The sequence below is a fragment of the Brevibacterium spongiae genome, assembly GCF_026168515.1.
GTDB classification, from domain to species: Bacteria; Actinomycetota; Actinomycetes; order Actinomycetales; family Brevibacteriaceae; genus Brevibacterium; species Brevibacterium spongiae.
Window position 1 is genome coordinate 2,504,618 of sequence record NZ_CP093443.1, and the last position, 11,799, is coordinate 2,516,416.

Below are 11,799 nucleotides of genomic sequence, written 5' to 3' on the forward strand. Positions count from 1 at the left end.
AGTTGTCATTGTTCCAGTTTTCCCTCGCCGAGGTGGCCGTCCGATCCGTGGAATCCCCACCGAGGCGACCGGTTCCGTTCGCGCCGGGTCACCCCTCGGCCAGCCCGCCCGCCGCATATTCGAGGAAGGTCTCGGCCACGGCCGCTCCCCCGACGGCGGCGTCGGCGATGACCAGGACAGTGTCGTCGCCGGCGAGGGTCCCGAAGATCCCGACCATCGACGACCGGTCGATCGCCGAGGCCAGATACTGGGCGGCCCCGGGCGGGGTGCGCAGCACGACAGTGTTGTCCTGGGACACCGCGGAGACGAGCAGCTCCTCGAGGATCCGCGGCAGCTTCGCATCAAGCGTCTCCCCCGTCGACTGCTGCAGGGACCGGTCCCCGCCCTCACCGGGAACGGCGTAGACCGATCCCGCGGTCGATCGGATCTTCACGGCCCCCACCTCGGCGAGGTCGCGCGACAGGGTCGCCTGGGTGACGGTGATGCCCTGGGTGGCGAGCGCCTCGGCGAGTTCGATCTGGGACCGCACGGACTGGCGGGTGATGAGGTCGATGATCTTCTGCTGCCGGGCCGTCTTCGTCAGCGGTGCACTGTTCGAACCGGCATTGTTCGACCCCGAATTCGTGTCCGTCATCATCGCTCCAGGAGGAAGGTCATGAGTGCCTTCTGCGCGTGCAGACGGTTCTCGGCTTCGTCGAAGACCACCGAGGCGGGGCCGTCGATGACTTCGGCCGTGACCTCTTTGCCGCGGTAGGCGGGCAGGCAGTGGAGGAAGATCGCGTCATTGCCGAGGTTCATGAGTTCCTGGCTGACCTGGAACTTCGTGAACGGTGAGGCCTCGTCGTCGCGTCCGGCCGCATCCTGGCCCATGGACACCCACGTGTCGGTGACGAGGACATCGGCGCCGTGGGCTGCGGCAACCGGATCGTCCGTGACGGTGAGCGATCCCCCGGTCTGGGCGGCAAGCGCCTCGGCTTCGGCGACGATCGCGGCCTCGGGCTGGTAGTCGGCTGGGGCCGCGATGCGCACGTGCATGCCGGCGGTCACTCCGCCCAAGGCGTACGAGTTGGCCATGTTGTTCGCCCCGTCGCCGTAGTACGTCATGGTCTGGCCCTTCACGTCTCCGCGGTGTTCGCGGATGGTGAGCAGGTCGGCCAGGATCTGGCAGGGGTGGAAGTCATCGGACAGGGAGTTGATGACGGGCACAGTCGAGTGTTCGGCCATCTCTTCGAGGCCCGCCTGGGCGAAGGTGCGCCAGATGATCGTCGAGACCATCCGCGACATCACCTGGGCGGTGTCGGCGATGGATTCCTTGTGCCCGAGCTGCGCCTCACCGGGGTTGATGATGAGCGGCTGCCCGCCGAGTGCGGCGATGCCGGCGGCGAAGGACACGCGGGTCCTCGTCGAGGTCTTGTCGAAGATCACGGCCGCGGTCTGCGGGCCAGCCAGCGGGGTCCGCGAGTAGGGTGCGGCCTTGAGTTCGACGGCGAGGTCGAGGACCTCAGCCTGCTCAGCGGGGCTGAGGTCCGTGTCTTTGAGGAAGTGGCGTGTCATGAGGTGTCCTTCGAAAGTGGTGGGTGATGCCGGGGCCGAGGTGGCCCGTCGATCCGTGCGAACGCGGAGTTCGCGGGGCGGCTCAGCCGGTGATGAGGCCGGGCAGGGCCTCGACGAATGGGGTGAGCTCGTCGGTGGTGATGGTCAGCGGCGGGGCCAGGCGCAGGCGTCCGGGGGCGACGGGGTTGATGATGAACCCGGCGTCGAGCGCACGTGCGGCCACGGCCTTCGAATCTGGCACCTGACCGTCGGCATCGGGCAGCAGTTCGATGCCGATGAGCAGTCCCTGTCCGGTGATCTCGCCGATGCCGTCGATGGCCGTGAGTCGCGGTGTCAGCCAGTCGTTGACGTCGAGGGCGTGGTCGAGCAGCCCATCCTTCTCGATGGTCTCAAGCACGGCGAGTCCCGCAGCGCAGGCGATCGGGTTGCCGCCGAAGGTCGTGCCGTGCTGACCGGCCTCGAGCAGCTTGGTGTTCGCATCCCCGACGGTGATGGTCGCGCCGATCGGCATGCCGCCGCCGAGCCCCTTCGCCAAGGTGATGATGTCCGGTGTGATGCCTTCACCGATCTCGGGATCCTGGTGGGCAAACCACGATCCGGTGCGGCCGATGCCCGACTGCACCTCGTCGAGGATCATGAGCGCCCCGACCTTAGTCGTCAGTTCCCGCACCGCCGTGAGGTACCCCGCCGGGTGCGTCCGCACCCCGACCTCTCCCTGGACGGGCTCGATGAACACGGCTGCGGTGTTCTCGTTGATCGCTGCCTCAAGGGCCTCGACATCCCCATAGGGCACGTGGACAACTCCGGGGACCCCGGGCGCGAAGGGCGCACGGTACGCTTCCTTCGCCGTCAGCGCCAGCGCTCCCATGGTCCGGCCGTGGAAGGCGCCGTCGATGGCGATGATGAAGGGCCGTCCCCCACCGGCGGCTCGGCGGGCCATCTTGAAGGCCGCCTCGTTGGCTTCGGTTCCCGAGTTCGAGAAGAACACGGCCGACCCGGCCGGCAGGTCGAGGATCTCATGCAGCTTCTCCGCCAGGCCGATCTGGGCCGGAGAGGTGAAGAAGTTCGAAATGTGACCGAGCGTCGCTGCCTGCTCGGTGATGGCGTTGACCCATGCGGGGTGGCAGTGACCCAAAGCGTTGACGGCGATGCCGGCGAGCAGGTCGAGGTACTTCGTGCCCGCAGCGTCCCAGACGTACGAGCCCTCCCCGCGGACGAGGTCGAGCTGAGGTGAGCCGAAGACGGGTGAGAGGACGCGGGAGAAGTCGTCGCGCCAGGTCTGTGCCTGATCCGTCGACTGCGCCCGATCCGTGGTTGCTGGTGTCGTGTCTGTGTCAGTCATCGGCTGTGCCCTTCTTCGCTGTGTCTGCGTCCCCGTCCGTGTCCTGCTGTTCCGTGCCGGCTCGGTGCCCATCGCCTAATGGTGCGGGTTCGACGACGGTGTCTTCGACCATGGTGCCGATGCCCTCGGAGGTGAAGACCTCGAGCAGGAGGGAATGCGCCATCCGGCCGTCGATGATGTGGGCCTGCTGCACCCCGTGCTCGATCGCCTCGAGGGCCGCGGTCATCTTCGGGATCATCCCCGCGTCGAGTTTCGGCAGGAGTTCGCGCAGTTTGTCCGGGCCGATGCGGGAGATGAGCGAGGACGTGTCCGGCCAGTTCGCGTAGAGGCCGGGCACATCGGTGAGCATGATGAGTTTGTGTGCACGCAAGGCTTTCGCCACTGCCGAGGCGGCCAGGTCGGCGTTGATGTTGAGCGGCTTTCCCGCTTCTCCCCCGATCTCCGAGGCGATGGAGCAGATGACGGGCACCCGTCCGGCGTCGAGGAGTTCGGTGAGTACGGTCGTGTTGACCTGGGCGATCTCGCCCACTCGGCCGAGGTCGATTGTCTGGCCGTCCACCTCGGCGGTGGTCTTGTTCGCCAGCAGGAGGTCCGCGTCTTCCCCGGACAGCCCGATCGCGGCGTTGCCGTTTTGGTTGATGCGGGAGACGATGTCGCGGTTGACCTGACCGGAGAGGACCATGCGGATGACTTCGGCGGCTTCTTCGGTGGTCACCCGCTGTCCGGCCTTGAACTCGGATTCGATGCCCAAGCGAGCCAGCATGGTTGAGATCTGGGGGCCGCCGCCGTGGACGACGACGGGGCGGATGCCGGCGAAGCGGAGGAACGCGATGTCATCGGCGAACGACTGCTGCAGCTCCGGGGAGATCATCGCGTTGCCGCCGTATTTGATGACGATCGTGGCGCCGGCGAAGGTCTTGATCCACGGCAGCGCTTCGGTCAGGGCCTCGGCCTTGACCTGGGCGGCGGCGAGCCGGGCGGCCGTGGATTTCGTGGACATGTCGTGGGGGCTGTTCATGAGGAGTAGGCGCTGTTCTCTTCGACGTAATCGTGGGTGAGGTCCGAGGTCCACACGGTGGCGGTGTCATCTCCTGCGTGCAGGTCGATGACAACGTCGACGGTGCGCTCGAACTTGACGTTCGCGGGGTCTTCGTCGGGACCGGAGGCCGTGCACACTTGGACGCCGTTGATGGCGACGTCGATGAGGGTGGGATCGAAATCCGCCGAGGTGGTTCCGACCTGGGCGACGACGCGCCCCCAGTTCGGGTCCTCCCCGAAGATCGCGGCCTTGAACAGGGCCGAGCGTGCCACAGACCGGGAGACCTCGACGGCATCGGCTTCGCTGGCGGCCCCGCGGGTGGTGATGGCGATGTCGTGGTGGGCGCCTTCGGCGTCGACGTGGAGTTGGTGCATGAGGTCGAGGCAGAGTTCGCGCAGCAAGGTGGTGAACTCGTCTGTGTCGACATCAGCGTCGTGGGCGCCGGAGGACATGAGGATGACTGTGTCGTTCGTCGACATGCACCCGTCGGTGTCGAGGCGGTCGAAGGACTGGCTCGTCGAGGCGCGCAACGCGTCATCGAGCACAGCCTGCTCGAGCTTGGCGTCGGTGGTGATGACGACGAGCATCGTCGCCAGCCCGGGAGCGAGCATTCCCGCGCCCTTGGCCATGCCGCCGATGGTGAACCCGGTGGAGCCGGTGCAGGTGGCGGTCTTCGCGACGGTGTCGGTGGTCATGATCGCTTCGGCGGCGGACTGACCGGCTTCGACGGAATCTTCGGCGGCGGCGACGAGCGGGGCCAGGTTGTTGACGATCGAGTCGCGGAAGTCCTGGCCGCCGACGCCGATGAGTCCGGTCGAGCACACGAGCACGTCCTCAGCCTGGGTGTCAGTTCCGGCGTCGGTGAGGAGGTCGGCGGTGGTCTGCGCGGTCAGCGTTGTTGTCTCATACCCGAAGTCACCGGTGTAGCAGTTCGCTCCCCCGGAGTTGAGTACGACGGCGCGGGCCTGCCCATTGGCCGAGGCCTTCTGGGACCAGAGCACGGGGTTGGCCTTGCACCGGTTCGATGTGTACACGGCGGCGACGGCGTTCGTGGGCCCAGTGTTGACGACGAGTGAGAGGTCTTTGGTGCCGGAGGGTTTGAGCCCGGCGGTGAGTCCTGCGGCGGTGAAGCCGAGTGGTGCGGTCACGCTCATGGGGCGACTCCTTCGAGGGGAAGAGCGGTGGTCTCGTCGAGGCCGAGTGCTAAGTGAATGGATTGGATGGCGTGTCCGGCGGTGCCGCGCACAAGGTTGTCCAGTGCCACGACGACGAGGATCTTGCCTGCGCGTTCGTCGATGGTGAACTGGATCTGTGCGACGTTCGACCCGGTGGTCGCGGCGGTCTGCGGCCATTGGCCCTCGGGCAGGACGCGAACGAACGGCTCGTCGCCATAGGCCTGATCGAAGGCGGCGGCCAGCTGGTCTTTGAGCGCGGCGGCGTCGAGGAGGCCTTCAGCGGTGCGCGGTGCGGCTTCGCCGGCATCGGCGGTGATGGTCGCGAGGATCCCGCGAGCCATGGGCACGAGTGTCGGGGTGAAGGAGATCCGGGTCGGTCCGTCGGCGGCATCGGCGCCGAGCGCCCCGTTGAGGTTCTGTTCGATCTCGGGCACGTGCCGGTGAGTACCGCCCGTGCCGTACGGGGAGGCATTGCCGAGGATCTCGGCGGCGCTGAGATGCGGTTTGAGTGCCTTCCCTGCCCCGGAGACACCATTGGCCAGCACTGCGTTGAGCCCAGCCGGCGCGGCGAGTCCGGCTTGGATAAGCGGTGACAGGCCGAGGGTCACGGCAGTGACATTGCAGCCGGGCACGGCGATGCGCGTCGCGGATTTCAGCGTCTCGCGCTGTTTGGTTCCATCGGCGGTGAGCAGTTCGGGCAGTCCGTAGGTCCAGGTGCCCTGGTGCTCAGAGCCGTAGAACTTCTCCCAGGCGGCCGCGCTGATGAGCCGGTGGTCGGCGGCGAGGTCGACGATGAGGGTGTCCGGGCTCGTGTGCTCGAGTTCGGCGGAGATCTTTCCGGACTGACCGTGCGGCAGGGCAAGGATGACGACATCGTGGCCGGCGAGCACCTCGGCGGTGGACTCCTGGACCACAAGATCAGAGAATCGGGGAAGATGGGGTTGATGTCGGCCGAGCTTCTCACCCGCGGTGGAATGTCCGCACACCGTGGTGACGTTCAAGTGGGGGTGAGCGCTCAGCAGCCGGAGGACCTCTCCCCCGGCGTATCCGGTGGCACCGGAGACGGCAACCGTAAGATCGTTCATATGTATAACCATACCAGGCAATTAATTTATATGCAGGAGGCGTCATGACCCAGGCAGTTCGTGCAATGCAGGCCGGTGGACCCGAGGTCCTTGAGTTCGGTGAGATCGAGACTCCGAAGCCCGGCCCTGGTGAGGTGCTCGTCAACGTCGAGGCGGCCGGCGTGAACTTCATCGACACGTACCGTCGTTCGGGTGTGTACCCGATGGAGTACCCGCATGTCGTCGGCGTCGAGGGCACGGGGCACATCGCCGAGGTGGGCGAGGGCATTGAGAGCTGGTCCGTCGGTAACCGTGTCGCCTGGCACGAAGGCCCGGGTTCCTATGCAACGCAGGTCGTCGTGAAGTCTGATTTCCTCCTGCGGGTGCCGGAGGGTGTGTCCCCCGAGGTGGCTGCGGCGATGCCGATGCAGGGCCTGACGGCACAGTACCTGGCAACGGGTTCGCATGAGATCAAGCCCGGACAGACCGCACTGGTCCACGCCGGTGCTGGCGGCGTCGGCCTGCTGCTGACCCAGATCATCAAGCACTTGGGCGGCAACGTCATCTCGACGGTGAGCACAGATGAGAAGGCCGAACTGGCGCGCAAGGCGGGCGCCGATGACGTGTTCCTCTACGGTGAGGGCGTTGACATCACGGCGAAGGTCAAGGAGCTCACCGACGGTGAGGGCGTTGATGTCGCTTATGACGGTGTCGGCAAGGACACGTTCGATGCGTCGTTGGCCTCTATCAAGCCGCTGGGGTCGATGGTGCTCTTCGGCGGAGCATCGGGCCAGGTGCCGCCGTTCGACATTCAGCGTCTGAACTCTTCGGGCGGAATCTTCCTGTCGCGTCCGTCCGTGAAGTGGTTTACCCGGACCTCGGAGGAGCTGGCAAAGCGTTCGGCCATGCTCTTCAACGGCGTCGAACACGGCTGGCTGAACTTCCGCGTGGGTGCTACGTTCCCGCTCGCCGATGCTGCGGACGCACATCGGGCACTTGAGGGTCGGAAGACGACGGGGAAGGTTGTGCTGACGGTCTGATTCAAACCCTCAGCCTGAAAGAGGTCGGGTTCTCCACTTTCGGAGAGCCCGACCCACTACCAATCAAGCTTCACCGTCAATCGATAGGTTAATAGCAGCCCGAATCTTCGCTCTGGCCCGACGTCGTTGCAACGTGTTGTAACCGATGTTGCGGGACGGTCCTTTCTTCGATGCAACCGAGCCGCCGACGGTCATCTGAAAAGCGTCGACGCGAAGCGCCTGAACAATCTGGGAAACCACCCATGGACCGATCTTCCCAGCCCCTCAATTGACGCTAGATGAGCTTGAAAATTCACGTCCGCGCGCCTTGACTTAGCACAAAGAGACACCCCTCCGTCCCAAACAGCGACACACGCGGCCGGAACAAGCTCGAAGCGGATAGTTACATTTCGCCCATGAGCTGCCAACAAAAACACGCTGCGCACCTGGCGGTCGGCAACCGACGGACCAATCAGTGATAGCCACGTGAGCGCCCGACAACACCAAACCACAAAACCACGTCAACACTTGAGAGACTAGGGCACCCGATGGCAGTATATTTAAAACAAGGTTGATTACCTACGTGTCGATGCTCACCGCTCCGGTAAAACCAGGATCCATTACACATGGAGCTTCGAAAGAGCCGACTCGATCGGTCAACTATCAAAATTGAATGACATTTCAATATTGCGTCACCGAAATATGCATTTAGCCGACTGCACATCCACATATCGCTTCGAAATCGACAACACCGACCAGCAATCGCAATAATCGGATAGGAAATAGTGATTTGGTGAAAAATGCACACACAAAAGACCACCACGGTCTATTCTCTGGCACAACGACTGGAGCCAAATGGATGGCCATAATAGGATTCTTCCTATTTATATTAGGAACATTAATTCTTGCAATCTTCGTCTCCCTTGGGCCCGGAGGAAACGTCCTTGTAACCATAGGACTGCCAGCGCTTTGGCTCGTAATCGTAATATCACGAGTAGTGGTAACTACTAAAGAGGCTCATCGTAATTGAGAGTGTAGAACCGGTCTGAAGCCACCGGACTCGAGCAGACACCTGGCGATGTAGTGGGTGAGGTTTCGGAACCCCAGAGCAGACCCCCGCAGATGCTCGAGCCTGCCGTTGATCGCTTCCGTCGGCCCGTTCGACGTTCCCGGTCGAGTGAAGAACGCCAGCACATCATCAGCGCGACGCTTCAGAGTCCGTCCCAACCGTTTGAGTTCAATTAGCTCAGAAGGCAGGTTCGTTGTCAGGGCATCGATGACCCTCTGCAAGAGTTTCTTACCCTCGTTGCCGTCGGCGGTTCGGTAGGCGGTCACAATGTCTTGGTAGACGGCCCAGGTCACTTCAACCGCGGTGAAGTTCGGGTCAGCGAAGAGGCCCACGATCCTCTCCTGCTGCTTGGTCGTGAGCAGATCAGCCCCGGTGTGCAGAGTCCTCCTCGCCCGATACAAGGGGTCTTTCGCTCGGCCACGGTGGCCAGTTGTCTCCTGTTGAACACGGCGGCGTACCTCGTCGAGTGCATCACCGGCGAGCTTGACGACGTGGAAGGGGTCCATGACTTCGATGGCTTCTGGCAGTTCCTCGACCGAGGCTGTTTTGAAGCCGGAGAACCCGTCCATCGCGACGACGTCGATGCCATCACGCCAAACCTTGGGTCGGGCTTTCAACCACTCCTTGAACACCTGCTTCGACCGGCCGGGCACCATATCGAGCAGGCGTGCCGGTCCCGTTCCTGCACTGATGGGGGTGAGGTCGATGATGACGGTGACGTACTTGTCACCACGACGCGTGTGCCGCCATACATGCTCGTCGACACCGATGACGCTGACCCCGTCGAAACGGTTCGGGTCGTTGATCAACAGCCTGTGGCCTTCAGAGAGGATTGCAGAGTTCGCGGTATGCCAGGACACGGCGAGTTTCGCAGCGATCACGGACACGGTGTCGTGGTCGATGACGAGGGCACGCAGCGCCCAGTCAAGGCCGGTTCGCGAGACCTTCGCTCGTGGTGGTGCCGCAGCAGTGGTGTCTTGACGCCATACGTGGCCGCACTCGACGCATTTGTACCGGCGGAGGCGAATATGAAGCGTGGTCGGTCGGTGGCCGAAGGGTTCGTGTGCCAGACGGCGGACGACGGTATCGCGAACGAACCCGTGGCCACCACACCGACGGCACCAGTCATCGGCAGTGTTGGGCTGACATTCCAGGATGGTTTTGTGCCTGGTGATGTGTTGGCCGATACAGGTCAGGTCGAGGGAGTCGAGTCGGCAGAATGTCGTGAGGTCAGGGGTCGAGAAAGTAGGCTTGGCCACGTCGAGGTCTTTCGGATGGACTGTGTGAGAACTTCCATCATCGGAAGACCTCGATGTCTATCCGGGCTACGCCACGCCGTGTCCTGAAATCACCGGTGTACACCCTCAATTACGAAGAGCCACTAAAGAATCCGACTTTGACGCCTTCATGGAATTAATGAAATGGCAGATCGCTATCGCTGCTGCCGCTGCAGCGATCGGGGCACCGATCGCGCTCGACCCAGATGGAAAAATGAGGCCGGAACTTGAAGGGATACTTATCCTCTTCCTAATCTCCTCAGCACTCGCTGCAATCGGGTACGCTCTTGCTCGCGAAGCATGGACTCAACACAGAGAACACCTCACGAAGCAACAGCGGGACGAAGACGTTCGAGCCTTCGCTAAAGAAGTCGCATCAGCTCTAAATAGTTCTCGTCAGGCCAATCCAAAACGAAGGTAATGCGCCACGAAAGAGTAAGACGAAACTGGTTGGATCAAACTCCGCGATAAAATCGGGAAGGGACTCTTTATCACGCAATAACATCACGCAACAGTGAGGCAAGCATGTCACAAGGAGTCAACTCAAGCTTGTTGGCATCCAGGCCCCGGCGTTTCCTCAGCGTACTTTTGATGAGTTTAAGGAGATCCTTCCCATAGACATGCTCATCCTTAGGCGTGGTGCCCACAGGCCACAGATCGTCTGTCTTTGGAGCACCACCATCTTTCCAAATTTCTCCATTAGCATACTGTCGTTTATTGACGAACTTCGATCGGAACGAATCACGCCGATTCTCGATAATCGTATCCCTCAGCTCTTGAGCAGATTCAATCTCGATACCCAGCGACTTGGATATATGTTCCGGAATGCATACGTATGCTTCAGTATCACACAAAGGCGGAGAGAACAGGGATATCCCACGGTCGGTGTACAGTGTCGCCCACTTATTCAGCTCTTCTTCAGACAAGAAATCTCGGTCCCGGTGAACAACAACTTTGGTGTCGCTGCCCATTAGAAGCGACATCTCTTTCACAGCCTCCGCTGTGGACAGGTTGTTTAGCCCCGATAAAGATATGACCGCAACTGAACCATCACGATCGATCACCTCGACCGCCTTTTTCAGAATTGTTGGAATTGCGTCTTCAGTACAAATAATAGTTTTGGTGCCAGTGTCGATCTTGTCCAGGGCACCCAGATCCATGAGCATAGTCGCGAGATCCCGCTCGGCATCCGATTCAACTTTTCCGTCGTTCATCCACACGATTCTGGCTTGACTGGATGCCGCAGTAAGAAGGTGACTACTATGAGTCGAAACTATAATATTGCACCCGTACTCATCCGCTATATTCTCGAAAGCAACAGCCAGCACCTTTTGCAAAGAAGGATGCAAGTGGTTGTCAGGCTCATCGACCAATAGCATGTAGGGGTTAAATAGAACGACGTAGGCACAAATCTGCACGATCTGCAGCACTCCAGTGCCCCACAGGTCTATCGGTAGATAGTAATCATTCTTTCCAATGATCGCAAGCTGGACATCAATGTGACGGTCTTTTTCAGGATCAAAATCGACTTCAAACTCGACTTCTCCCCCGAGCATCGGCTCAAGCATCCGCTGTAAATCTTCAATCAGGCCCCGCTCATGTATTAGACGAATAATGTTCCGGAATACAATATTCGCCTCCCCGCCTGCCGCTTTACGAAAGACTGATGCATAGCCAGTCATTTCCTCTCTGTGTGGTATTCCAGAGATTCCGGGGACATAAATGCTGAACAGAGTATCGGTACTCGTGTCACAGATTATACGGCCAAAACCTTGATACCTGCCGCTTCTTTCCACGCCGACGTTCCCATGATTTCGTGCTTTATAGAGTGAAATATTATACTCGGCAAGGTCCCCCTCGGCCGTGATACCCTCTAACGTTACTGAACCTCTGCTCTTTTCACCCGAATTCCTGTAGTTATCATTGTGTCCAAGTAGTTCAAAGTTTCCTATGGGCGAATACCTTAGTTCTGATTCGGCTACGACCTTCGTATTTTGTTCTACAGAATCCTGTGCGCAACTTACAGCTGTATGTATAGCCTGCAGTAGACTACTCTTGCCGGAATTGTTTCCTCCGACCAGATACGTAATCGGAGCCAACTCGATTCGCGTATCTTCAATTCTTTTAAAATTCTTAACCCTTATGGTTTCAATAACCGGTCGTTCACGGTACTTGTCTTCGGTTTGCGAATCGTCCACTACCAATTCCAGACTTCTATCACTCGTTGGCTTGTTCATCTCGCACTAAATTCCTGACTTTG

9 protein-coding genes are annotated in these 11,799 nt (G+C 60.9%); 1 reads left to right on the forward strand and 8 read right to left on the reverse strand.

What is annotated here, in order from left to right:
- Positions 1–88: 88 nt before the first annotated feature.
- From L1F31_RS11300 to argC, 6 genes are all read right to left on the reverse strand, one after another.
- Positions 89–637: an arginine repressor gene (locus L1F31_RS11300; protein WP_265417393.1), complete on the reverse strand. Its 549-nt coding sequence runs from the start codon at positions 635–637 to the stop codon at positions 89–91.
- Complete coding sequence (gene argF / locus L1F31_RS11305; RefSeq protein ID WP_265417394.1) at positions 634–1,554, reverse strand: ornithine carbamoyltransferase; 921 nt, start codon at positions 1,552–1,554, stop codon at positions 634–636. The genes L1F31_RS11300 and argF overlap by 4 nt, the downstream gene beginning before the upstream one ends.
- Before the next feature lie 82 nt (positions 1,555–1,636).
- A complete protein-coding gene (locus L1F31_RS11310; protein WP_265417395.1) occupies positions 1,637–2,896 on the reverse strand; it encodes an acetylornithine transaminase in 1,260 nt (419 codons plus the stop codon).
- Positions 2,889–3,896 (reverse strand): acetylglutamate kinase, encoded by a 1,008-nt coding sequence (argB, locus tag L1F31_RS11315; RefSeq protein WP_265417396.1) that lies wholly within the window; start codon positions 3,894–3,896, stop codon positions 2,889–2,891. Before argB ends, L1F31_RS11310 begins: the two co-directional genes overlap by 8 nt.
- A 14-nt stretch (positions 3,897–3,910) precedes the next feature.
- On the reverse strand, positions 3,911–5,089 hold the full coding sequence (argJ, locus tag L1F31_RS11320; protein WP_265417397.1) for a bifunctional glutamate N-acetyltransferase/amino-acid acetyltransferase ArgJ: 1,179 nt from the start codon (positions 5,087–5,089) through the stop codon (positions 3,911–3,913).
- A complete protein-coding gene (argC, locus tag L1F31_RS11325) occupies positions 5,086–6,195 on the reverse strand; it encodes an N-acetyl-gamma-glutamyl-phosphate reductase (RefSeq protein ID WP_265417398.1) in 1,110 nt (369 codons plus the stop codon). The genes argJ and argC overlap by 4 nt, the downstream gene beginning before the upstream one ends.
- Before the next feature lie 44 nt (positions 6,196–6,239).
- Between argC and L1F31_RS11330 the strand changes: the two genes are divergently transcribed.
- Positions 6,240–7,214: a quinone oxidoreductase family protein gene (locus L1F31_RS11330; protein WP_265417399.1), complete on the forward strand. Its 975-nt coding sequence runs from the start codon at positions 6,240–6,242 to the stop codon at positions 7,212–7,214.
- A gap of 996 nt (positions 7,215–8,210) precedes the next feature.
- On the opposite strand, the gene L1F31_RS11335 is transcribed toward L1F31_RS11330, so the two are convergent.
- Together L1F31_RS11335 and L1F31_RS11340 are read right to left on the reverse strand one after the other, a co-directional pair.
- A complete protein-coding gene (locus L1F31_RS11335; RefSeq protein WP_265417400.1) occupies positions 8,211–9,521 on the reverse strand; it encodes an ISL3 family transposase in 1,311 nt (436 codons plus the stop codon).
- Between the two features lie 509 nt (positions 9,522–10,030).
- Positions 10,031–11,776: an ATP-dependent nuclease gene (locus tag L1F31_RS11340; RefSeq protein ID WP_265417401.1), complete on the reverse strand. Its 1,746-nt coding sequence runs from the start codon at positions 11,774–11,776 to the stop codon at positions 10,031–10,033.
- Positions 11,777–11,799: the final 23 nt, after the last annotated feature.